General features: G+C 34.3%; 20 protein-coding genes and 2 pseudogenes. 5 read left to right on the forward strand and 17 right to left on the reverse strand.

Annotated features, from left to right (window positions below; all coding sequences use genetic code 11):
• Positions 1–34 precede the first annotated feature (34 nt).
• Both truA and ACQH2O_RS00190 read right to left on the reverse strand, forming a co-directional pair.
• On the reverse strand, positions 35–772 hold the full coding sequence (truA, locus tag ACQH2O_RS00185) for a tRNA pseudouridine(38-40) synthase TruA (protein WP_010963021.1): 738 nt from the start codon (positions 770–772) through the stop codon (positions 35–37).
• Between the two features lie 71 nt (positions 773–843).
• Positions 844–966, reverse strand: a pseudogene (locus ACQH2O_RS00190) (IS630 transposase-related protein); the annotation flags it as partial.
• A 47-nt stretch (positions 967–1,013) separates the two neighbouring features.
• Between ACQH2O_RS00190 and ACQH2O_RS00195 the strand changes: the two are divergent.
• Positions 1,014–1,112 (forward strand): annotated as a pseudogene (locus tag ACQH2O_RS00195) (IS5 family transposase); the annotation flags it as partial.
• A 138-nt stretch (positions 1,113–1,250) separates the two neighbouring features.
• On the opposite strand, the gene ACQH2O_RS00200 reads toward ACQH2O_RS00195, so the two are convergent.
• From ACQH2O_RS00200 to ACQH2O_RS00210, 3 genes are all read right to left on the reverse strand, one after another.
• Positions 1,251–2,009: a cytochrome c1 gene (locus tag ACQH2O_RS00200; protein ID WP_010963022.1), complete on the reverse strand. Its 759-nt coding sequence runs from the start codon at positions 2,007–2,009 to the stop codon at positions 1,251–1,253.
• A 368-nt stretch (positions 2,010–2,377) separates the two neighbouring features.
• Positions 2,378–3,607 (reverse strand): cytochrome b, encoded by a 1,230-nt coding sequence (locus tag ACQH2O_RS00205; RefSeq protein ID WP_006280242.1) that lies wholly within the window; start codon positions 3,605–3,607, stop codon positions 2,378–2,380.
• Between the two features lie 104 nt (positions 3,608–3,711).
• Positions 3,712–3,882 (reverse strand): J domain-containing protein, encoded by a 171-nt coding sequence (locus ACQH2O_RS00210; RefSeq protein ID WP_010082675.1) that lies wholly within the window; start codon positions 3,880–3,882, stop codon positions 3,712–3,714.
• A gap of 68 nt (positions 3,883–3,950) precedes the next feature.
• Here ACQH2O_RS00210 and ACQH2O_RS00215 point away from each other — a divergent pair, with 68 nt between their 5' ends.
• A complete protein-coding gene (locus ACQH2O_RS00215; RefSeq protein ID WP_223823148.1) occupies positions 3,951–5,480 on the forward strand; it encodes an N-acetylmuramoyl-L-alanine amidase in 1,530 nt (509 codons plus the stop codon).
• Between the two features lie 19 nt (positions 5,481–5,499).
• Here the strand turns inward: ACQH2O_RS00215 and ACQH2O_RS00220 are convergent, their stop codons facing one another.
• On the reverse strand, positions 5,500–5,748 hold the full coding sequence (locus tag ACQH2O_RS00220) for a J domain-containing protein (RefSeq protein ID WP_022626406.1): 249 nt from the start codon (positions 5,746–5,748) through the stop codon (positions 5,500–5,502).
• Positions 5,749–5,920: 172 nt separating this feature from the next.
• On the opposite strand from ACQH2O_RS00220, the gene ACQH2O_RS00225 reads away from it, so the two are divergent.
• Together ACQH2O_RS00225 and hisS are read left to right on the forward strand one after the other, a co-directional pair.
• Positions 5,921–6,484 carry a NifU family protein gene (locus ACQH2O_RS00225; protein WP_022626407.1) on the forward strand — a complete coding sequence of 188 codons (564 nt, stop codon included), beginning with the start codon at positions 5,921–5,923 and terminating at the stop codon, positions 6,482–6,484.
• A complete protein-coding gene (gene hisS / locus ACQH2O_RS00230; protein WP_010963026.1) occupies positions 6,481–7,707 on the forward strand; it encodes a histidine--tRNA ligase in 1,227 nt (408 codons plus the stop codon). Before ACQH2O_RS00225 ends, hisS begins: the two co-directional genes overlap by 4 nt.
• 20 nt (positions 7,708–7,727) lie before the next feature.
• Here the strand turns inward: hisS and surE are convergent, their stop codons facing one another.
• The 8 genes from surE to rseP all read right to left on the reverse strand — a co-directional run bounded on the left by surE (position 7,728) and on the right by rseP (position 20,500).
• Positions 7,728–8,480: a 5'/3'-nucleotidase SurE gene (surE, locus tag ACQH2O_RS00235; protein WP_010081939.1), complete on the reverse strand. Its 753-nt coding sequence runs from the start codon at positions 8,478–8,480 to the stop codon at positions 7,728–7,730.
• Between the two features lie 1,449 nt (positions 8,481–9,929).
• On the reverse strand, positions 9,930–11,273 hold the full coding sequence (ffh, locus tag ACQH2O_RS00240) for a signal recognition particle protein (RefSeq protein WP_095742798.1): 1,344 nt from the start codon (positions 11,271–11,273) through the stop codon (positions 9,930–9,932).
• Positions 11,258–12,817: a proton-conducting transporter membrane subunit gene (locus tag ACQH2O_RS00245; RefSeq protein WP_038228212.1), complete on the reverse strand. Its 1,560-nt coding sequence runs from the start codon at positions 12,815–12,817 to the stop codon at positions 11,258–11,260. Before ACQH2O_RS00245 ends, ffh begins: the two co-directional genes overlap by 16 nt.
• A 303-nt stretch (positions 12,818–13,120) precedes the next feature.
• On the reverse strand, positions 13,121–16,003 hold the full coding sequence (locus ACQH2O_RS00250) for an FAD-dependent oxidoreductase (RefSeq protein WP_425385191.1): 2,883 nt from the start codon (positions 16,001–16,003) through the stop codon (positions 13,121–13,123).
• Positions 16,004–16,048: 45 nt separating this feature from the next.
• On the reverse strand, positions 16,049–16,480 hold the full coding sequence (gene fabZ, locus ACQH2O_RS00255) for a 3-hydroxyacyl-ACP dehydratase FabZ (protein WP_010082082.1): 432 nt from the start codon (positions 16,478–16,480) through the stop codon (positions 16,049–16,051).
• 4 nt (positions 16,481–16,484) lie between these two features.
• A complete protein-coding gene (locus tag ACQH2O_RS00260) occupies positions 16,485–17,036 on the reverse strand; it encodes an OmpH family outer membrane protein (RefSeq protein ID WP_209472492.1) in 552 nt (183 codons plus the stop codon).
• Entirely contained in the window at positions 17,037–19,373 is a 2,337-nt protein-coding gene (gene bamA, locus ACQH2O_RS00265; protein WP_425385192.1) for an outer membrane protein assembly factor BamA, read from the reverse strand.
• Between the two features lie 8 nt (positions 19,374–19,381).
• Positions 19,382–20,500, reverse strand: a complete 1,119-nt coding sequence (rseP, locus tag ACQH2O_RS00270) for an RIP metalloprotease RseP (protein WP_010082085.1) — start codon at positions 20,498–20,500, stop codon at positions 19,382–19,384.
• A 99-nt stretch (positions 20,501–20,599) separates the two neighbouring features.
• On the opposite strand from rseP, the gene ACQH2O_RS00275 reads away from it, so the two are divergent.
• Positions 20,600–20,878 carry a succinate dehydrogenase assembly factor 2 gene (locus ACQH2O_RS00275; RefSeq protein ID WP_006279484.1) on the forward strand — a complete coding sequence of 93 codons (279 nt, stop codon included), beginning with the start codon at positions 20,600–20,602 and terminating at the stop codon, positions 20,876–20,878.
• Here the strand turns inward: ACQH2O_RS00275 and ACQH2O_RS00280 are convergent.
• From ACQH2O_RS00280 to ACQH2O_RS00290, 3 genes are all read right to left on the reverse strand, one after another.
• A complete protein-coding gene (locus ACQH2O_RS00280) occupies positions 20,853–21,179 on the reverse strand; it encodes a cell division protein ZapA (protein WP_010082086.1) in 327 nt (108 codons plus the stop codon). The two genes, ACQH2O_RS00275 and ACQH2O_RS00280, sit on opposite strands and share 26 nt — an antisense overlap.
• Positions 21,180–21,251: 72 nt before the next feature.
• On the reverse strand, positions 21,252–21,530 hold the full coding sequence (locus ACQH2O_RS00285) for an HU family DNA-binding protein (protein WP_425385193.1): 279 nt from the start codon (positions 21,528–21,530) through the stop codon (positions 21,252–21,254).
• 29 nt (positions 21,531–21,559) lie between these two features.
• On the reverse strand, positions 21,560–23,212 hold the full coding sequence (locus ACQH2O_RS00290; RefSeq protein WP_038199371.1) for a 30S ribosomal protein S1: 1,653 nt from the start codon (positions 23,210–23,212) through the stop codon (positions 21,560–21,562).
• Positions 23,213–23,313: the final 101 nt, after the last annotated feature.

Below are 23,313 nucleotides of genomic sequence, written 5' to 3' on the forward strand. Positions count from 1 at the left end.
CGGTATGGCACTTATTTCACTAGCTTTTATTAAATTAGTAATCTATCTTTACCAAATATAAGCCAAAAGGTGGTGCAGTAACTCCAGCGGCACTTCTTTTGCATTGGTTTAATATATTTAGCATTTCTTGCGGATTGGTTCTATTTTTTCCAAATTCAACTAAAGTACCCACAATAATCCTCACTTGGTTATGTAAAAAGGAAATAGCAGATATTTTGATGTGTATATGATTCCCATTTTGTATTATATCGATATCATCAATTGTTCTTATCGGATTTGCGGCTTGACAATCTTTTGAACGGAAACTTGAAAGGTCATGTTTTCCAAGTAGATGTTTAGCAGCTTCACGCATAATATTTACATCAAGTGGGCTAAACACTTGCCATACATAACCCGTCTCCAGAGCGGCAGGAGCATAGCGATTAACTATTCTATATTCGTAATATCTTTTTTTTGCTGAAAACCGTGCGTGAAAAGCATCATCTACAACTTCTGCATTAAGCACGACTATAGGAATTGATTTTAAATGATAGTTTATTGCATTCCTTATTCTATAAAGCTCAAATTCCTTTTCCATATCAAAATGAGCAACTTGTCCTAAAGCATGAACTCCTGCATCAGTCCTGCCACCACAGTACAAAGTAACTTTCTCACCACTAAAATTAAATATAGCATTTTCTATCTTCTCCTGGATTGAGTTAGCAGAGTGTTGCTGTTTTTGCCAACCAGAGAAATTACTACCATTATATTCTACCGTTATTTTGTATCGCACTGCATTACATCAAGCTCTATCTAAAATAGTCATTTTCTATCTTAACATAATTTATGGTCAAGCCTACAGTGCTGCCACTCCCATAAAGTAGTTCGTCCAATCTTAAATCTTGCTGCCACTGCTTCTCTGCTTTCTCCTTCGTCTAGCGCCTCCATTGCTTTTTTTCTTAAATCATAACTATATGCTGCTGGCATTCAACCTCCTTATCATTATCTATCCTTATCACATCCGGACTTCTATGAAAAGAGCTATAAATCGTGAAAAAGAACTGCTCATTAAGTGCTGTTTGCTTAATAAATTTACTGACATTGGTATGGCTAAATTCGAAATGGCTACATGAATTTATCGTAAATTATTACCGTATAAGGTACGATGCGACAAAGCCATCCCAGTGTCAGCTACTCGGATGACACCGTCATAAAGGAACCAGTGTTAGCTACTTGGATGACAACCATTGTGCTTGAGGCAAAATTGACTATCACTTCTTTTTATAGAGCTTGCTCCAAACTTTGTTGTTAGTTAATACAAAAAACACTGTTAAAATTATAAAATACGCCACTACTTTTAATCCAAGTTTATGCCGGCGCTCTAATTCTGGCTCTGCTGCCCATTGTAAAAAATTTATCACATCATACGCCATATTTTCAACTGTGGCTTGCCTTGCACCATCATATTCCACCATTCCTTCAGAAAGTGGTGGCGCCATAGCTAATCTGCCTGTTGGAAAATACGAATTAAAATATAAATCATTTTCATCGTGTTCGCCGTTTTGATAGCCTGTTAACAATGAATAGACATAATTTGCACCATCATGCCTTGCTTTAATAATTAATGATAAGTCTGGTGGGACTGCACCATTGTTGCTTGCTGCAGCTGCTTCTTTTGTATCAAAAGGCGCAATAAAATAATCCGAAGGTACTCCAGGTCTGTCAAACATTTCACCCAAATCATTCGGACCATCTTTAACTTGATAAGAAGCTGCTATTTGTTTTACATCTTCTTCAGAAAAACCGACATCTTGCAAATTACGAAATGCTACCCTATTCATTGAATGACAAGCAGCACAGACTTCTTTATACACTTTATAGCCACGCTGAATTGACTCTCTATCGAAAGATCCGACAATTCCATCAAATTTCCAGTCTATTTTCTTATTTGGTGATGATTTAAATTCTTCTGCAGATATAAGACTAGATAGAAATAACATGCAGAAGATTGCAAATACATTAGATCCCATGCATAACCACTGTTTTAGTAAATTTCGAATTGATGTCATGCAAGTAGCTGACACTGGAATCCAGCTTATTTCATCACTGACATTATGGTTATCATGCACTCCTAGAATCTGTTGTCCATTGCATGATTTGTAAGTATTTTTATACCTGGATCCCAGTGTCAAGCACTGGGATGACAACGGAAGATAGTGGAATGACACTGTGTGTTGTATACAACGTTCATACAATTGTGTACATGATGCTGGAATCCATTTATTTTTTTTCTGGATCCCAGTGTCAAGCACTGGGATGACAAAAGAGGGCTCTGGGATGACAGAAGAGAGCTCTGGGATGAAAGAGAATTTTGTAAGAGATCTGCTTTGAATTGACATCACCTCATCTCCGGCACAGAATCACTTAAGGTTTTTGGTGGTTCTTTTGGCTTTTCATACTTACTAAGCAGTGGTAAAACTATCACAAAGTATGCAAAGTAATAAAGAGTAGATAGCCTACTCATAGTGATGTAAGGCTCTTTTACCTCTTGTCCTCCAAGCCAGGCAAGAAGTACAAAATTTATTGCAAAAACCCAAAAAAATTTCTTAAACACCGGGCGATAAGCACCACTTTTAACTTTTGATTTATCAAGCCAAGGTAACAAAAACCACACTAAAATAGACGCAAACATGGTAAGCACACCAGTAAGTTTATCTGGAATTGAACGTAGCATTGCATAAAAAGGTAAAAAATACCACTCTGGCACTATATGTACCGGAGTGACCATAGAATCAGCTTCTATATAATTGTCTGGATGCCCAAGATAATTGGGAGCATAGAAAACAAATGCGAACAAAACTACAAAAAACAGACCAAAAGTTATGCAATCCTTGACTATATAATAAGGATAGAGAGGGATGGTATCCTTATCTGATTTTACCTCCACTCCACTTGGGTTACCAGAGCCAAACCTATGCAGAGCTATCACATGAAGCATAGCTAAAGCAATAATAACAAAAGGCAGAAGATAATGCAGAGCGAAAAAACGGTTAAGTGTTGGGTTATCCACTGAAAAACCACCCCATAACCATATAACTATTTTATTGCCAATTAAAGGTATAGCAGAAAATAAGTTGGTTATAACTGTTGCACCCCAGAAACTCATTTGTCCCCAAGGCAATACATATCCCATAAAGGCAGTTGCCATCATTGCAAAAAATATAAATATTCCAATAAACCACACCATCTCTCTCGGTCTTTTATAAGATCCGTAATATAATCCACGCATTATATGAACATAGACTACCATAAAGAAGAGCGATGCTCCAACAGCGTGAGTGTAGCGTATTAACCACCCGTAATTCACATCTCGCATTATGCGCTCTACACTATTAAACGCATAATCAACATGCGGAGTGTAGTGCATAGCAAGAAATATACCTGTTATTATTTGTAAAATCAGCGCTATACCAGCCAAAGAGCCAAAGTTCCAAGCATAATTTAAGTTTTTTGGCACTTGGTAAGAAGCAGTGTGTCTTAGAAAAGAAAATATAGGCAATCTATATTCTATCCATCCTAATATGCCTTTTTCTTCTTTTATTGTTTCTTTTTTGTTATCTTCCTGCATAACTTAAACCTTTCTGAACACATGTCCATTGCTACTTTTATCTTATTTTTTTATTGTAGCAACTTATCCTTTACGCACAAATAAAAACTTTAAAGCAATATTAATTACCTCTTCAGCAACCTGTCACGTGCTGCGTTTAATTTTTGTGCAAAATATTCCGAGCCTCCTTTATCTGGGTGAACTAATTTCATTAAATTTTGATATGCTTTATTGATTTCATTTTGGTTCGCTCCAGAATCTATTCCTAGCACTTTAAATGCTCCATCTCTGAACATGTTACTACTACCAGACTAGTATGATTTTGTCTTGTAAATTTATTCAACAACCCTATTCTAACTATATAATGAAAAATTATCTACAAAGTGTTTATGAAGATGGTATGAAAATCCAACTATCTAAAGTCAACAAATATTTATTAGTTTTACTGATTACTGTCTCAGCATTTCTCATATCTGGGCAAGTATCCAGTTCAAGCAATATCGAGAATGATTTTCAAGATTTACAAGAAAAATTACCATTATTGAAAGATCAGGATTTGTTATTTTTAGATCCAGCTTCAGCTTTAAATTATGGTGATAGGGCAGGTAAAAAAGTGTTAATGGTTATAGTTCACCATACTGAAACATCAACACTAAAAGGTACAAAAGATACGCTGAATGCTAGAGGATTGTCAGTTCATTTTATTGTCGATAGGGATGGCAGCATCACCTTAATGGTTCCATTAGAGAAAGAAGCATGGCATGCTGGTATTAGTTATGCAAGAGTTAAGGTAGATAGTAAGCTTGAAGAGTTACGGAAGCTTAACAACTATTCTGTAGGTATTGAAATTGTAAACACAGGACTTGAGCCTTTTCCGGAAGAGCAAATGAGATCTGTTAAAGAGCTGATTTTATACCTTATGGAGCGTTTTAAAATTAAAAGGGATATGATATTTAGTCATTCTGAAATAGGAACTATAGTGTATGATCCAGAGCTTGGCTATACAATGCGTAAACCAGATCCACACAAATTGTTTGATTGGGAGTTATTAGAGAAAAATGAAATTGGATTGCACATAAGTGACAGAATAAACCCTAAAGATGCTAAACACAAAATGGGCAAAACATTGTATAAAGCAGGTGATAGAAATGAAGGTATTTTGAAATTAAAACAAAGGCTGAACAGATTTTTCTATAAGATAGAACCTTGGAATGATAAGAAAGGTAATGTAATTTTTCCTGATAATAATGCTGATTACTCAGATGAGTTTGATGAGAATTTTGTATGGGTTATTTATCAGTTTTCAATACATAATTTACCAAGAGAAATTAGAAAAGATCTACCTCTTAAACTAGAACAAGCAGATATATTTCCTGAATTCTTTAGTGAATATAGTCATGGCATTTCTTCTAGTTATCTAACCTTTAGTGAAAAAATTAAATCGACTCTACAACCATGTTTAAGCAAAGTAGATTATGAGAATTTATTATCTTCTCTTGCACAATATGAGAATAACATTTCTCCTGATGCATCTACCACTTTAATGTACAAAATTAAGTTATACTATGATTCTTATTTAAGATATCGCATATGGTCTTCACTCTATAAACCATTTAAGCTTAATGTATTGGAAGAGTTAGAGATTTTAAAGAGTGGAGTGTTATCTTTAAAATCACTAGATAGCTCTAAAGCTGCAGAAGTTTCCAGTTTAATTGATAGCTTTAAAGTAGATATTTCTTTAGAATTTCAGGGTTTTGAAAAACAGTGGTTTCAGGAGTTTAAGAATGCTTGGAGACAAGAATTTATACCTTCCCTGGAAGAACAGATAACATGGACTGCACTACATGAAGCAATATTGGAGTATTTAGAAAAAGCAAAGGAAGAAATTCGTTAAACGAAAACTTTTTTTAAGATCACTTTTTTAACAATTTATCACGTGCCGCATTTAGCTTTTGCGCAAAATATTCCGAGCCTCCCTTATCTGGGTGAACTAATTTCATTAAATTTTGATATGCTTTATTGATTTCATTTTGACTTGCCTCAGGATTCAGCCCCAGTATCTTTAATGCTTCATCCTTGGACATGTTATCACCAGTGTAATTTTCAGTATAACTTCTACTGCTACTAAATTCGTTCAAAAACTTACTCAATATAGAGTTCATCATGAAACTCATATTATTTTTTTTTGTCAGGAAAAGAAAAAATATAACAACGCTAGGCAAGACAAATGTAATTACTATGAATACTAAAAAAAGAAAAAAGATGAATGACATGTATATTTTTTTATCATTTTATGATTAAATAGTAACAATTATAATTGTCATGGTAAATAACATGTTCATCCAGATTGAAGAAACACCAAACCCAAATACGCTAAAATTCCTTCCTGGATTTGAAATTTTAAACGAAGGAGAAACTGCTGATTTTTCAAATGCGAATGAGATAAAAAATTCTAAACTAGCAGCAAATCTTTTTCAAATAGAGCATGTGGTAAGAGTATTTTTCGGTCATGATTTTATTTCAGTAACAAAATTGGATGGAATTAATTGGGATATATTAAAAGTAGAAGTTTTAACTACAATCATGAATCACTTTACTTCTGGTGGAAAAGCACTAGATAAAGAAGAAGTGAATGATCCAGATGAAGAATTTTTTGATAAAAATGATATAGAAATTGTAAATAGAATAAAAGAATTGATGGAAAGTCATATCAAACCTGCAGTTGCTCAAGATGGTGGCGATATCAAATTTCGTGGCTATAAAGATGGAATAGTTTATGTTGAGTTGCAAGGAGCTTGCTCTGGATGCCCAAGTGCTGCAATTACTTTAAAGCAAGGAGTGCAAAATATGCTGAGCTACCACATACCAGAGATTGCAGGTATAGAGACCACACTATGACTAATCAAACGGTTAGAGGAACAAAAGATCTCCTGTTTGATGAATGGTACAAGTTTAAATACATAGAGCAAACAGCAAACAGAATCTCAAGTTTATACGGCTTTTTGCCCGCCCAAACTCCAATATTTGAGTGCACGGAGGTTTTTACAAAAACCTTAGGTGATAGCTCAGACATCATCACTAAAGAGATGTATAGCTTCAATGATAAAGGGGGAAAGAGCATAACTTTACGTCCTGAGTTCACTGCAGCGATTGTCAGGCTACTCATTGAAAAAAAACTGCAAACACCGATAAAATTATTCTCAACAGGACCTGCATTTCGCTATGAAAGACCGCAAAAGGGAAGACAAAGGCAATTTCATCAGATAAATTTTGAGGTTTTTGGCATAGAAGATCCAAAAGCTGATATTGAATTGATATCACTCGCTCAGCACTTACTAACTGAATTTGGCATCAATAAAAATGTAAAGCTGGAAATCAACTCTTTAGGTGATGGTGAAACAATAACTAAATATAGAGAAGCTTTGATCTTATACTTTACAAAGTATCAAAATGATCTATCAGAAGATAGCAAAAATAGGTTGATCAAAAATCCACTCAGAATACTGGATTCCAAGGATGAGAAAGATAAATCAATAATTTCTGATGCGCCTAAAATCAGCAATTATTATACGAAAGAGTCCTCAGATTTCTTTGAACAAATACTAAATGGATTAACAATTCTTGATATACCTTATACCGTAAACAATAAACTAGTTCGAGGTTTGGATTATTATTGCCACACAGTGTTTGAGTTTGTTACAGAGGATTTAGGTGCACAAGGGGCAGTTTTTGCCGGTGGAAGATACGATAATTTAGTATCTTCAGTAGGTGGAAAACACACTCCAGCAATAGGATTTGCAGGGGGTATTGAGCGCATAATGGAGTTAATCAATTATTCTCCGAAAGAAGAGCGACCTATTTACCTAATTCCAATCGGTAGAGAGGCTGAAAAACATGCTTTAACACTTGCAAATGAATTGCGCAGAAATGGTTTATATGTAATCTATGAATATAGCGGAACGCTCAGAACCCGAATGAAAAAAGCAAATCAAGCAAATGCTAAAGCTGCTTTAATCTTTGGCGATGAAGAATTGAGTAGTAAAACTTTAAAGATTAAAAACATGGATACAGGTGAAGAAAAAATAATTGCTCGCGATAACACAATAGAAAATATCTATTAGGAGCAATGCAAATGTTTTTCTCAGTCAGCTATAGAAGAAAATTCGTCTGCACAAGAATTTTTCATAGTATTCAAAGTATCATAATCTGTAAAATCTAATTTTACCGGTGTAATAGTAATAAATCCTTCTTTTATTTTATTTATACTACCACTGCCTGAGTGCTCTCGAGACCAATTTAAGCTAAAAGAGCCATTCGAATTTTCAGTAAAAGTTAAATCCCCATCAATGTTATATTCACCTTGTTCAGCAAATTCTACTCCTTTTACTTTTTCCGTAGCAGGAAAATTTACACTCATCACTATGTTTTTAGGCCAACCAACCTTAACTAGCTTGGCAATAACCTTTGGTGCAAAAACCTTTGTATTGTGCCAGTCTATTTTATCATGATAAACTTGGCTCAGCGCAATAGAAGGTATAGACCTTGCAGCACCTTCCATTACAGCACCAATTGTTCCTGAATAACAAATATCGTCCCCGACATTTGATCCAATATTTACTCCGGACAATATTAAGTCTGGTTTTTTATTCATAACTTTATTTAGCGCAATAATGACACAATCTGCAGGAGTACCAGACACACTAAATTCCCTTTCACTATGTTGTTTTATTCCAATAGATTGTTTCACTGGATAATCAAGAGATCTTGCAGCTCCGCTTCTATCAGTATCTGGTGCCACTATCCATATTTCTGACGCAAAATTCCGTGCAACCTCTTTGAGTAATTTTATTCCTTCACTTCCAAAGCCATCATCGTTTGTTATCAATATTATCATATACAATACTCAGCTATACAGCTCCAAATTATGTAAACCACTGGCTGTAAATAAACTCATGAGGCTTTAAGTTTCTTTGCATAACTGTGGACTGTAACAAAGAACCTGCTGTAAATCAATAGATTTCTTGCACAGGCCATAACTGTCATTACAATAGAAACGAAAAAACTTACTTGACAAACTCCGCCAGCCCCCTTATCATGAAACTGAAGCTATTTATTTATCTTCTCTGTACAGATTAAATGACAAAAAAACTCACGTATCTGGCGTCTCATGTTTAATTTTTTGCACTATGTGCACCTTATGTCTTTATCAAACTTCTACCTACATAAGCTGAAACGCGCTTATAAAGCGTTTAAAACATAAAAAAACGCCAACTTAAAAAATGGATAGTGAATAACTAGCTACCCTAGGGTTTCTTTTGCCTTTTTTTCTGTTTAGTAAATTTCTTAAACATTTATAGCTAAGGTTAGTTGCATTTAAAAGCAGCTGAGTCGCGGTTATTAAGCGTTTAGAATAAAAAAACGCCATACTTGAAAGTATAATGTAAGTAATTAGCCAACTACGGGGCTTCTTTTGCCTTTTTTTCTGTTTAGTAAATTTCTTAAATATTTATAGCTAAACGACAACCGTCATCCCGCTGCTTGTTAGCGGGATCTAGAGATACCGCGAATGAATCGCGGTATGACGTAGGACTGCTGTCATTCCAGTCTGGAATCCAAAAAAAAGGATGATGTCATCCGAGTAGCTTGACTACTTGGATCCAGTTTTCTTTACAAATTCACAAAAAGTGCTTCATTCTATAACGCAAAACCCATACTCACCAAACCCAATGCATTACTTGCAATTAAGTTTCCTGGATCCAAGTAGTCAAGCTACTCGGATGACACCCTTTTGGATGGAGACCAGTGTCAGCTACTTTCATGACACCATTCTTTTTCCTGGATCCAAGTAGTCAGGGCACTAGGATGACAAGAGAAAGAGGCTACTGGGATGACAGCTACCCTGACAATCGTCATCCCACTACGTGTTAGCGGGATCTAGAGATACCACGGCGGTATGACGGTTCGCAGCGGTATAGTAACTCGTCATCCCGCTGCTTGTTAGCGGGATCTCTTGTTAGCGGATGAGATACCGCGAATGAATCGCGGTATGACGGTGTAGATAGTATCCCGCTGCTTGTTAGCGGATGAGATACCGCGAATGAATCGCGGTATGACGTGTTGAAACAATCCGATAAGGTAAGCCTCGTCATCCCGCTACGTGTTAGCGGGATCTAGAGATACCGCGGCGGTATGACGTGTTGCTTGGGTCAGCTATAGTATTTCTTAAAATTAATAATAAATTTCTTGGCTAGCAAGAAGCTGTAAATTTTTTTGCGAGACCTAAGCCGCTTTTGATATAGCTAAAGGTTTACTGATGATTTGTCTCATTCCACTACCTGCTGACTTACTTTCTGCTTAGCATATCCATCAAATCAGATTCTTTGAGTTTACTATGGTCAACTTTACTGAACTTATTTACCATAGAGCTCATTTGATTATACTGCTTAATTAGAAGATTAATGTCAGTTACAGTTGTTCCGGACCCCTTAGAAATTCTAAGTCTTCTTTTGCCATTTAAAATATCTGGATTTTGCCTTTCTTTTTCAGTCATTGAGTTTATGATGGCTATATATTTTTTCACTTTATTGTCATCTGGCACACTGCTACTTAGCTTTTTTGTAAATGAACTAGGAATGAATTTCATTATGTTGCTAATGCCATCCATTTTACTCAGAGTTTTTAACATTCCCACTAGGTCGTTTAGGTCGAATTTACCTTTTTTCACTTTCTTTTGTAACTTATCAATTTCTTCCTGACCAACAATCTCAGCAGCTTTTTCAACCAATGAGACAACATCACCCATGCTAAGTATCCTTTTTGCAATTCTATCGGGATAAAAATCATCGAGGTCACTTAATTTTTCACCACAAGCAATAAATTTAATTGGACAATCGGCGATCATTTTCATAGAAAGAGCAGCACCACCACGTGCATCACCATCAACACGGGTGAGAATAATGCCGGTTACACCTATTACCTCATTGAATGATTTGGCAATGTTGACCGCATCCTGGCCTATCATTGCGTCGGCTACTAAAATAACTTCTGCAGGTGAAGCTATTTCCTTTACGGCTTTCAACTCATTCATCATATTATTGTCAATATGAAGCCTGCCTGCAGTGTCTAGTATTAATACATCATAATTATCGTTCTTTGCTATTGCTATTGCCCTTTTTGTAATTGTAATGGGCTTCTCATCTATTACTACAGGTAAAGTTTGCACATCTATTTGTTTACCTAGCACTTCAAGTTGTTTCTGGGCAGCAGGCCTATAAATGTCTAAAGAGGCAAGCATCACTTTTTTCTTTTGCTTTTTTAGTTTTAAAGCAAGCTTTCCTGAGGTAGTTGTTTTACCTGCACCTTGTAAGCCCACCATCATAATCACAGCAGGGGGTTTAACTGCTAGATTTAAGTCACTTTTCTCTGATCCGAGAACTGCAACTAAATTATCCTGTACAATTTTAATTATCATTTGTGCTGGAGAAACACTTTTTATGACTTTTTCCCCAATCACTTTATCTTTAATGTCGTTGATGAATTTTTTTGCAACTTCAAGTGAAACGTCAGCTTCAATTAAGGCTATGCGTATTTCACGCATGGCAAGATTAAAATCATCTTCAGAAATGATTGACTTTCCTCTCAGTTTACTAAATACAGAATTTAAACTTTCAGTTAACGATTTAAACATAATAGCATTAGTAGAATACTCATTAAAAAGAGAGAAGAAGCTGAAACAAAACTCACTGAGTTATAACTCAGCACTTCTTTAAGTTTAGTAATATTATTAAAGTATAAACCAACAAGTGGATTAGTCAAGTTTTGCACTACGCTGGCAAACATTTCTCTAGTTTTAGAGACTAACTGATTGAACAGCAAGATAATATAGGGTATGAAAGCTCTAAAAATCCAATCAACATCCATTTTAAAATTTACTCTCGGGTAAAATAACTTGCGTAAAGGAATAAACAATAAAGTGGTACATAGTAATAAATTAAATTGCGACCAAATATTTTTTGTGTTGTACACAAAATCGAAAATCGAAGGTTTATTGTAAATAGGTAAGTAAGGATTGCCAGCGATTACGCATATAAATGCTAAAATAATCATAGTCATTTTGCTTCCTCTCTCTGCTAAAGGTTTTGACTTACTTTTTGCAATAAATAAGTAATAAAGAAACTTTAGCCCCACGCTTAAATGAAGCAGCAAATTTAGAAGCTTATATAAATTTTTATACCCTTTTAAGGCAACAGTGTTCATTTCAATTTCAGCTGTGATATATGATTTACTGATAAATCCAACGGTTCCAGGAAATGCAGCCATTGTAAGTATTGCGATTATAGCACACATGCCTTCCACTGACATCAGTTTACCCACTCCATTAAAACTAATTGTTTTTGTTTGTGAAATAATCGAATTACTGACCACAAACAATAATGATTGATAAACAAGAGAGAAGATTATATGCAGTATCAAAATTGGTATTGCTTTTTCCGAAGGACTGAGCAAACTTCCTGCAATAATCAGCAAGCCCATTTGTCCTACAACGTTATAGCATAAAAATCTGCGAATATTTTGCTCAAGAGAAGCAAATATAATGCTGTAAATTGCAGTGATGGCGCCTACAAGCGCTAATATTTCAGTACAATCTTGCCATAGGTTATAAGTGTGTAAAAGCATCACTAAAAAAGAGACTTTAGTGGTAAATAAAGAGAGATATGTGGTGCCATGTAGCGATGCAGCAGGATATGCATCAACAACCCAAAATGAAAAAGGAAAACAAGCGCAGTTTATCAATAAACCCAAAATTATCAGGTTAGTGCTTTGAAGTGCCAATCCTGCTATTAATATAACTCCAACGAAAAAGTGTACACAAGCGTACCTTATTGCAGGTCCACTATCTCTACAGCTAGCTGCGATAATAAAAAATGCACTGATGGTCATTAATTCACAGAATATTATAACCAATATCATATGTTCAGATAAAACTGCATAAAGTGAACTAATAGTGTAAGCAGCAAAAGATAGCATCTCTGAAAAAGTCAAATTTTGTGCTGGTAGAACAGCTAAAAATGCAACTGATAAAAAAGATATTAGTATGGTACGAAAAGATAAATCAAAATCTAGAATTGGGAGAGACCAATTTACTGCAATGCTCAAATTTTCAGGTAATTTTAGGACTATAACTATTAATACAGTCAGTAGAAGTAACAGTGACGATTTATAAAGTTGCACAATAATTAAAACCAATATGGTTTATGCTATCTCAATATATGAATAAAATCAATTTGCATATTAACCACTAATTAAACTAATTATCATATAATTATATCAGAGTTTAGAGGGTTATAGAGAAACCGGTCAGATTAGGTTTTTAATCTAATCTGACCGATAGCTTTAATAGTGAGGTAAGCTTTAATATAGCACTCCTAATTCATAACGCTACACTCGTGCATAATTTATTTTTAATTTGTGCATGAGCGTTAGTAAATTATTTACTTTTTGAAATAAAATTTGGCATCACTTTAATATTGAGACTTAGTAAACCTCAGTAGGTCTGCCAGTTGGGCCCATAAGAATTATTTGCTCGCCTTCTCTTAAGTGTCTGCATAAATTAGTGGAGCCGCCGATTTCCAGCACAATAGTGGAAATAATTCCTTTTTTTTTGTCTACTTCAGTGCCGGTTACGGCTATACCTTCCATAGCAAGGTTTGTATTATTGGCTTTTCTGCCATTGGTTTCAAAATTTTGCAATCTAAAGAATTGCCCAGGCTTAAAATTCTTTGCCGCAAGTGGTGCTTTGATCACTATTTCCACAACTTTGTCTGTTAAATATTGAACTTTTATAACCTTTGCAGTGAATTGCTCTTTGATTCTATTAAATAATTCTTTATTAGCCAGGTCTTCAACACTTGACCACGCATTTTTTTTCTGGCCCACAACATCACACACTGGAATGACAGAAACGAAGCTATTAACTCCACTCAAAAGCTGAGAAATAATAGGGTAGCCGTTTTTAGCACTTGCCATAGCTTTCACGACGCTGCCACTATACGAAGGGTGAAGATCACCAAAAAAGCTGATTGTTTTATTGCCTTGCTTATACACTAATATTCTATCTTTATTTTGCATTTTAGGAGAAAATATTGGGTCTATTTCTTTTCCTGATGAATTCAAATGAGTAAAATACCCATTACTTAATTTAAAATGCTTTTTATCTTCTGTTGCAATAACTGTATTTGGCTCAGTACCTGCTGCTATAAAAATAGAACGTGCTTTTATACGTTTGATTTCGCCGGATTTTGTGTCTATCAGTTTTATTAATTCAGCATGGTTATATTTATCCGTCACAACTTCAACTGGCTCTAAGTTTTCAATAAAGTAAATTCCTTCTGACAGTGCATTTTGCACCTCTTCGCTATTTAATCGATAACTTGGTGAATCTTTTAGCTCTTTTCTATATATAACTTTCACTCCCCCGAGGCTCTGCATTAACTCTAATATTTTTATTTCTCTATTCTCTTTTTTTGCTAACTTTTGCTTTTCTCGGATCAATTGTGCGTGCGATATAAACTCATTCGCAATTTCGCGCTCTTCTTCTGTCCAATCTTTTTCAACACAGTCCTTTCCATACTTATCAACTAATATCTCATAACGAAGAAGAAATTTTTCTACTTGAATTGGATAATACGCTAAAGCTTCAGTGGCAGTGTCAATCGCAGTAAGCCCCGCCCCTATGACAACTATCGGCATACGAACTTGCAGATTTGCTATAGAATCAAATTTAAGAGCGCCAGTCAGTTGTAACGACATCAGAAAATCAGATGCCATGCGTACTCCACGAGCTAGTATGTTTTTTATTTTGATCATTCGTGGCTTACCAGAGCCAAGTGCTAGGGCGATGTGATCAAAACCCAAGTTGAACGCGTCATCAGCATTAATCGTGCCACCAAAACGAATGCCTCCATAAAGTACGAAATTCTCACGTCTTTCCAGCAGTAATCTAATAATCTTTAAGTAATTCTTATCCCACCGAGAAGTAATGCCATATTCTGCCACCCCACCAAACCCTCCTGCCGTGCGTTCACTCAATTTTTCGTGTTTGAAATCTTTAATTAGCTGGAAATTATCGATCAAAGGTTCAATCTTTAGTCCATCAATGGTGATAACGTTATGCCCATCATTCAACAAATGATGAGCTAAATTAAAACCAGCAGGACCAAGGCCTACAACTAGAACGTTTTTTCCGGTGTTTTCTCTTGGCAATGAACGCTGAAAATTTAAAGGATTCCAACGGCTGAGCAGAGAATATATTTCAAATCCGTACGGTAAACTGAGCACATCATCCAGAATCCTTGTTTCAATTGCTGGCACATTTACGGGTTCTTGTTTTTGATATATGCACGAATTCATGCAGTCATTGCATATTCTGTGTCCAGTAGCCGCGCATAATGGGTTATCTATCATCACAATTGCAAGACTTGCTATGCTGTACCCTTCGCTTTTCACCAGATTCATTTCTGATATTTTCTGCTCTAGTGGGCAGCCGTGCAGTTCAACTCTAAGTGGAGACTTTTTGAAAGTATTGTCATCATTAATTAGCCCCTTTGAGCAGCTATCCTTACTTTGCTTATGACAAAATATGCAGTAGTGAGCATTATCCAATGCTTTATCTAAACTAGCCTTTTCACTTGTTAGGTCAAAACCGTATCGTCTTTTTACTTCATTTGAATACAGCACTTCAACTTTGTCTACTTCTTTTTTAGAAAATGGTATGAGGTTTTCGTGGTCAATTTTTTTATGTATGCTAAATAATATACTCTGTTTATTTTTTACTCTCCACACTGCATATTGTGCCGCAAGTTCTATTTCCTCTTTGTGATTTTCTTTATCTTCAAACCAATGCATCACCTGCTCAGCAAAATTTTTTTCTGTTGTTGGCAAAGTGAGAAAATGACTTAGTTTGTTAGTAATATCTATATTCGCCACATTAGTGTATTTCTTCAATGAATAGCGTTGGACAAATAATCTTTTGCACTTATATATTACAGCAAAGTCGTTGTGCTTTTTCTTTAGCTCCTCTATTTCTTTTTCAACATTAAAAAGTTTTGCAATAAATTCATCAAGTAAATATGAGAGGTCTATAATGAGCTGGCTATCTGTCATCCAAGTAGCTGACCGTTCTTCTTGTTTTCTAGATCCCAGTGTCAAGCACTGGGATGACGGGGGGTGACACTGGGATGATGGGAGGTGACACTGGGATGACATCGAAGAAGAAGCTGCTTTTTCTCTTGCTTCAATTAATGAACAAAACAAGCTCTCATCACATGATTTAATATAATTCAAAAATGTCTCATCTAATTTTGTTAATCCATTGCGAGTATATAGATTCGAAAATGAGATTTTGAAATTCAGCTTCATTGCTATACTATAAAGTGTACATGCTGTTTCTTACAGATGAAGATTTTATTTATTTTGCAATACTGCTGAGATTGTTGCTTCTGCAACTTTTTCTTCGCTAACAGATGCAATACACCTAAATTTGTATACACCTAAACACACACTTTGAATGTTAGCTTGAAGAATCAATGTGTCCCCTGGAGTAACTAGCTTTCTGAATTTTGCATTTTCAATGGATCTCAAGTAAACAACTTTATTTTCTATTGTTTCTTTACCTAGAACACATATAGCAGATGCCTGAGCTAGAGATTCAATTATCAAGACTCCTGGCATTATCGGATGACCAGGGAAGTGGCCAATAAAAAATGGCTCATTGAAAGTCACATTTTTGATTGCTTTTATACTTTTACCAGGATCACACTCTATAACTCTATCTACTAAGAGAAACGGATAAGAATGTGGTAGTGTTTTTATAATATCACTGATATTAAATTGCATAAGTCTATTCAATGCCTTTTAAAGCAAATTCAGGTATTTCCTTGTTTATATTGTTTAATACCACATCTGATAAATCAACTTCATCCATGGAGTATAAAACTTGGTTCTTTTTTGAAATAAATAGTACCAAATCTATGTTGTTTTTTTCTGCCGTTTTTTTAGCGACTTCTTTTATCTTGTTAAAAACACTCTCTACTGCTTCTCTATAGCTTTCTTCTAAATGTAACATTTTTTTAGCATAATTATCTCTAACATTTACAGTGTGCTTATTAAATTGTCCTGTCTTTTCCTTTTTTGCTTCTTCTGACAAAAGGTCAAATTCTTCTTTTGATGGCTTAAGTTTTTCTAACTCATTTTCAAATTCTTGTTGTAATCTAGAATTCTGCTCCTTTATTTGTTGTTGTATATTTTGCAGAGCAAGAGATTCATTGATGACTTTGTCACTATCGATAATTGCAGCCTTTGTGTTCTGAGGTTGATATCCTACAAACTTATACCCCACAAATAAGGAAATAATTAAGGCAATAACTGATATAAATAACTGTATATATTTCATTCAAATCCCCGCTTCAATAGAAAATTTAACATTTGGTGATGGTATTATATCATAAGATTCCTTTACTAAAGGAAACCCGAAATCCAATCTAAGTCTACCAAAAGGAGAAAGCATTGAAAAGCCAAAACCTGGTGACACTCTCACAAGCTTGCTATCATAGTATTTCCCTTCATACTTCTTATTTTTATCATCTAAGCCAAAAAGTGTTGCATAGTCAACAAATAGTGAGCCTTTGATACCAGCATAGTCATATAGTTTTGGTAGAGGAAAATCCACTTGCTGTGTTAGATTAAAATAAGTTTTGCCTCCTAATGAGCTTTTATTTTTGTCTTCTGCTCTTGGTCCAATACCGGAAAGGTCAAACCCTCTAATCTCATTACCCCCTTTAAAAAAGTGCTGGCCAATGTTTAGATTTTCATCAGTATAAGAAAAAATATGACCTGCCGCCATCTTAAAGCGTAGCGTTATATCATCGTCAATTTTGCTTAATATAGGGTGCGTATAAAAAGATAAGAATTCAGATTTCAGGAAATTCACGTTTCCTCCCAATCCTGAAATATCCTGACTTAAGCCCAGTAAATACCCTTCTTTTGGAGTATAGAGGTTATCCAGTTTATTATATGCCAACGTGTATCCCACTGATGAAATCTGATGTTTACCTTTTCGGTCCAGTATTATTTCAGAGATATCGGTGTCTTGTCCACCCTTATTATCCATGTGTATATGATTATACTTATAAGAATAGCGAAGGGAATTAGTTAAGTTCTCTGTGACTTTATATGATAACTTTGTAAAAAATCCCATATCGCAACTATCAAAAGTAGTGTTTGGTTTATCTTGTTTTTCATAAAATACACCCATGCCTAGTGACGTATCAGAATCGTTAAAATTATTTTCAACAAACTCTAAATCAGTAGAAAATACGTATTGACTTTTTTCAAGAGCAAAAGAGAGCTCTTTTCCAGTACCAAATAAATTACGGTCTTTGAGGTCAATTTTAATCAATGCTCCACCAGGAAGAGACACACCTCCTCCCAAATACAACGAAGTAGTGTTTTTTTCTTTAACACTTAAGTCAAGATTTACTGCATTATCATTAACTGCATAACTATTTACTTTCACTGTTTCAAAAAAATCACTACTCATTAGTTTTTTACGTGACTTTTGAATCTCAGATATATTGTACGCATCACCTTCTGCTACACTTAGCTTACTTCTGATCACTTTATCTAAAGTGCGATCGTTACCATCAATTGTAATTTGATTTATATAAATCTTTTTACCCGGCAGCACTCTGTAGGTTACATCTACAACATTGTCACGTTGTGCATACTCTGGATTAACTTTTGCAAATATATATCCTTTCTCATTTAAATATTTGTTTATTTTTTCTACTGTATTATTAATTTTAACTCTATTAAATATCTTATCGTTTTCCTCTGTTATAAAATCCAATATTTCTTCTTTTAGGCTCAAATCCTGAATTTCAGTTTCAATATTAACCTCATTATTTCCAAATAAATACTGCTGTCCTTCGTCAATCAAAAAAGTTAACTCTGTTTGATTGTTATTATCAACCTCAACAATTGGTTGAATATTATTTTGAATATATCCTTTAGATGAATAAAAATGATCGAGCAATTCTGTGTTAATCAATAGATATTGCGGTGAATAATGATTTCCGCCTTTAAAAATAGCTCTAAATAACTTACTAAATATGTCATTACTATGTCTTTTGATAACTTGCTCTAGCTCATTTTCAGAAAAGTTTTTGTTGCCTATAAATCTTATATCCTTAATTTTAGAGGTTTTGCCTTCTTTTATTTTAAAAATTAGATTGACTCTATTGCCATCAAGCTTATTCAGGTCATATTCAATTTTAACACCAATCTTACCGTTATTTCTATAAGTAGTGACTAAATTCACTAAATCGTTTTGCAATTTTGTTTCAGTTAAAATAGTTAGCGACTTTGATTGAATCACATTACTTAGCAGCTCTTTGCTGTTAAATAACTTATTGCCTTTTAACACTACCTTGTTAATCAGTGGATTTTCTTGAATTTTTATTACTAAATTTTTTTTATCATCTATGTAAGCATTAACACTAGCAAATAACTTTGTTTTATATAGATCTTTTATAATTGAGTCTATATCATCGTCGTTTATATAATCACCAGATTTTAGTTTTATATAGAACCCTATTGTCTGGTTGCTTACCCTCTCATTACCAATACATTTGACATCTTTCACCTGCACTTTTTCCGCAGTTCCTAAAGCAACAAGCAGGGCAGGAAAAGAAATAAAAACCACTACCAGTATATAAAATAGCTTTTTCATATTTTATTTCAAAAAAGATCCCTAATATCATTTGACATTCCAGTTGCCATAAGCAAAAACAACACTAAAGCACCAAAAATAGCTGCATATTTTTGACATTTCAAGCTTAAATCCCTACGTATAACCGCTTCTATGATATAATGAAATAAATGCCCACCATCTAGCAGTGGTATTGGCAGCAAGTTAATTGCAGCTAAATTAGCTGAAATGATTGCCATAAAATATAGAACCATAATAAATCCCTTTTTAGCTGATTGTCCTGAATATTTTGCGATTTTTATTGGTCCACCTATTTCACTTGCACTTCTCTTACCAACAATAATTTGAAAGATAGCTTTAATCGTTAAGCACATAGTGTGGTAAGTTTCACTTACTGATAAGCTCACAGCCCCAAGAAAAGACGACTGCTTTAATGTATTGACTGAAATAATCCCTATAGTTTCTCTTTCTATTGTGTTGCCAAAAACGTCTTTGTCCTTGATTATTAATGGAGTTAAACTGGTCCTGTGCTTCTCATTATTTCTGCTATACTCAATCTCCATTCTTGTTTTAGGATTCGACATTATCACACGTGAAATATCTTCAAAGTATTTTATTTTATGCTCATTGATTTGTGTAATAGTGTCACCTGGCAACAAACCAGCTTGCTTAGCTGCACTACCTTCGATTACATTTTCAATCACCGGTGGAGTGCGATAATAACCTGCTATGCTAAAAAATATTGTAAAAGCTATAACAGCAAATACCATGTTTGCAAAAGGCCCTGCAAAAACTACTGCTGCTTTTTTATGACGCGGTTTTGTATGAAATGAATACAATTTTTCTTCTTCCGTTAATTCTTGTTGATCAGCTGGGACACTCGCTGCATTAGTATCTCCTAGCATTTTAACATAACCACCCAATGGAACAACGCTTAATTTCCATCTAGTTCCAGACTTATCGTTAAAACCAAAAATTTCAGGACCAAAACCTATGGAAAAAGATTCAACTTTAACTTTGCATGCTTTGGCAACAACATAATGCCCATATTCATGCACGAATACTATGACAGAAATTATTAAAGAAAATGATAAAAAATAATATATTCCATCGCTAAATTGATGGATAAGATTAGAAATTAATTCCACCTGTATATTTAGATCTTAACAAAATGTTAAGTATATTAAAATGCGCCTCGCTTGACAAGTATTTAGTTTAACTTTTAAATTAAAAAAAGTTTAATTGTAATGACAGATACCTCACTACTCAGAAGAAAATTAATATATAGAAGCTGGCATAGGGGTTGCAAAGAAACCGATATACTTTTAGGGCATTTCGCATTGAAATATCTTGATAAATTTTCCTTAAGCGAACTAATCGAATACGAAAAAATAGTTGATCTTGATGATTACGAATTATATTGTTACATAACTCGTAAGACAAACCTCCCTCCTGGCTTGAATAGTCAGATAGTCAATTTAATTGCTTGCTTTATTGAAGCTAATCCTTTATGCACTCAAGATTAGTGATAATCTTATTTACCTTATCTAGTACCTCAGTATATTCTATTCTTTTCTCGTTTCTATACTTTTCGCGCTCTTGATTTACTTCATCTAATCGCTTTGTTAATTCTAAAATTTTATCCTCAAGAATTAGTGCTGCAAGTAAGAAATTTAATGCATCCGAACCCTTACCTCCAGTTTTTTGAGATACAGAACTAACTAACTTGTCAAAACTATTAGCAAGGCGTAATAAATGATTCCCCTTCCCACTTTCGCAAGATATTTTATATGTGTTATTACGTATAACTATTTCTACTACTTGCATATGGTGCTAAAAATTTCTATCGTACAGTATAAACTCAAACCCCTACTTTCATCTTATTTATGGTATAAATTTTTATTCATTTATCAAATCAGATAATTTTTTACTGCTACGAAAATATGTTTTAAAGTATTGATTCTTTGTAAACTTCTGTAACATTAAATGGCTTGTTTCTTTCAAGTTATAACTTCTAACTGAAAAAGAACCAAACCCCCTAATTTCAACTCTATTATGATGTTTCAATGTGCTTGAAAGTATCCCAAAAAATCTATCAACTATAGCTGCTATAACAATCTTATCTAAAAAAGGATGTCTTTTTTCTACCCTCGCTATTATATCAGACTTTGTTGCCATTTATATGAAGCCAAAATAAGTAAACCTTATCACTTAGCAGATAATGCTATGTTATATTCTTCAACACCCAATACTTCAACTTCTATTTTTTCTGATATAGAGAATTTTTTATTCTCTGGTAAATGCTCTTGATCTATTAGAAGGGTTACATCGTTCTCAACTTCAACGACTAGTCCATTATCTTCTCTCTTATCTACAATAACCTGTATTTTATCACCTACCTTAACTTTCTTTATCAGTTCTTCAAGAGGATCATACTCTATTTGTTTTATTCCAAGATAAATTCTTGCCCGATTCACGTTAGCCCTTATTACTTTTGCTTCTATTTTATCACCTACATTATACTTCTTTATCTCATCTGAACCATTTTTAGACCAACTAAAATCTTTCACATATATTGTCCCTTCTACGTTCTCATCTATTTCAGAATCACCGAAAGCAACAGATACATATGAGCCGGTATTATTCTTCACTTCACCAGAAACAATAGAACCAGGAGGATATTTATTGATAAATACTTGCCAAGGGTTGTCTACACACCTTTTCATGCTTAAACTCATCCTACTCTTAGCAATGTCAATACTGAGAATTTTTACATATACTTCTTGTCCCCTTGTTACGAGACTACTAACTGGTAAATTACTCTTAACCCAAGTTATTTCTGACGAGTGCACTAAACCTTCAATTCCAGGTCTAAGCTCAACAAATAATCCATAATCTTCTATGCTTGTTACATAACCCTTATGCACACTATCAACTGGATATTTTGACTCTGCATCTTGCCAAGGGCTATCTTCTAGCTGCTTCACACCCAAGGAAATTTTAGCATTTTCCTTATCTATTTTTATAATTTTAACTTTTATAGTCTGACCACAAGTAAAAACTGCAGACGGATGACTTACCCTACTCCAAGAGATATCTGTAATATGTAACAATCCATCTATAACTCCCACTACATCTGATTCATGAATACCGACAAATACACCGTAATGAGTGATACTTTTTATTTTCCCTTCTATTATATCGCCTTCATTTAAAGATTCTAAAAATTTAATTTTTTCACCAGCGTGCAATTTTTCTAACACCAGCTTTCTTGATACTACAATATTGCCCTGCTTCTTATCCATTTTAAGCACGATGAACTTTTGTTCAGTTTCAATAAGGTGCTTCGCATCTTTTACTTGCTTCAAATCCACATGACTCAGCGGTAAAAAAGCGCTTATTCCGTCACCAAGATCAACAATAAAGCCACATTTAATTGAGCGTTTAATAACTCCGCTTACTTCAGCCCTTGTAACTGTATCTTCTTCCAACTTATTCCATTTTTCGTCCCTAATTGCTTTTTCACGACTAAGAACAACATTACCATGATAATCTTCAATTCTTTCCACATAAACTCTGATTTTCGAGCCAATAATGACCTCATCATTACAACCGAGTTCCTTGATCAGAATTCTCCCGTCAGATTTTAAACCAATATCAACCACAACGTCGTTAGGGTTTATTCTTGTAATTACACCTTCTACCACATCTCCTTCTTTAATTTTGTTAACAAAAGAATCTTCAAACAAGGTATTATCTTGATCCTCAAATTGGCCTTGACATATCTCTTCTATAAATTTATTTGATGATAGCTTTCTGATAGTAACCGGTAGATTTACGACTGGATTATTATTATTCATACCTTTAACTTAAACTTTATTAGAACTCATATATTATATAATATTAACAATTATTGACAAGTAATTTTTCATTAACTCATTTCGAGAATTGTTTAAGCTAT

It is taken from the genome of Wolbachia endosymbiont (group B) of Schoenobius gigantella, from assembly GCF_964031005.1.
GTDB classification, from domain to species: Bacteria; Pseudomonadota; Alphaproteobacteria; order Rickettsiales; family Anaplasmataceae; genus Wolbachia; species Wolbachia pipientis.

Excerpts from the sequence above, each read along its gene's own strand:
- ACQH2O_RS00200 (WP_010963022.1), bottom strand. The coding sequence starts at position 2,009 with ATGGGATCTAATGTATTTGCAATCTTCTGCATGTTATTTCTATCTAGT.
- ACQH2O_RS00205 (WP_006280242.1), bottom strand. The coding sequence starts at position 3,607 with ATGCAGGAAGATAACAAAAAAGAAACAATAAAAGAAGAAAAAGGCATA.
- ACQH2O_RS00210 (WP_010082675.1), bottom strand. The coding sequence starts at position 3,882 with ATGTTCAGAGATGGAGCATTTAAAGTGCTAGGAATAGATTCTGGAGCG.
- ACQH2O_RS00215 (WP_223823148.1), top strand. The coding sequence starts at position 3,951 with ATGAAAAATTATCTACAAAGTGTTTATGAAGATGGTATGAAAATCCAA.
- ACQH2O_RS00220 (WP_022626406.1), bottom strand. The coding sequence starts at position 5,748 with ATGAACTCTATATTGAGTAAGTTTTTGAACGAATTTAGTAGCAGTAGA.
- ACQH2O_RS00225 (WP_022626407.1), top strand. The coding sequence starts at position 5,921 with ATGTTCATCCAGATTGAAGAAACACCAAACCCAAATACGCTAAAATTC.
- hisS (WP_010963026.1), top strand. The coding sequence starts at position 6,481 with ATGACTAATCAAACGGTTAGAGGAACAAAAGATCTCCTGTTTGATGAA.
- surE (WP_010081939.1), bottom strand. The coding sequence starts at position 8,480 with ATGATAATATTGATAACAAACGATGATGGCTTTGGAAGTGAAGGAATA.
- ffh (WP_095742798.1), bottom strand. The coding sequence starts at position 11,273 with ATGTTTAAATCGTTAACTGAAAGTTTAAATTCTGTATTTAGTAAACTG.
- ACQH2O_RS00250 (WP_425385191.1), bottom strand. The coding sequence starts at position 16,003 with ATGAAGCTGAATTTCAAAATCTCATTTTCGAATCTATATACTCGCAAT.
- fabZ (WP_010082082.1), bottom strand. The coding sequence starts at position 16,480 with ATGCAATTTAATATCAGTGATATTATAAAAACACTACCACATTCTTAT.
- ACQH2O_RS00260 (WP_209472492.1), bottom strand. The coding sequence starts at position 17,036 with ATGAAATATATACAGTTATTTATATCAGTTATTGCCTTAATTATTTCC.
- bamA (WP_425385192.1), bottom strand. The coding sequence starts at position 19,373 with ATGAAAAAGCTATTTTATATACTGGTAGTGGTTTTTATTTCTTTTCCT.
- ACQH2O_RS00275 (WP_006279484.1), top strand. The coding sequence starts at position 20,600 with ATGACAGATACCTCACTACTCAGAAGAAAATTAATATATAGAAGCTGG.
- ACQH2O_RS00280 (WP_010082086.1), bottom strand. The coding sequence starts at position 21,179 with ATGCAAGTAGTAGAAATAGTTATACGTAATAACACATATAAAATATCT.
- ACQH2O_RS00285 (WP_425385193.1), bottom strand. The coding sequence starts at position 21,530 with ATGGCAACAAAGTCTGATATAATAGCGAGGGTAGAAAAAAGACATCCT.
- ACQH2O_RS00290 (WP_038199371.1), bottom strand. The coding sequence starts at position 23,212 with ATGAATAATAATAATCCAGTCGTAAATCTACCGGTTACTATCAGAAAG.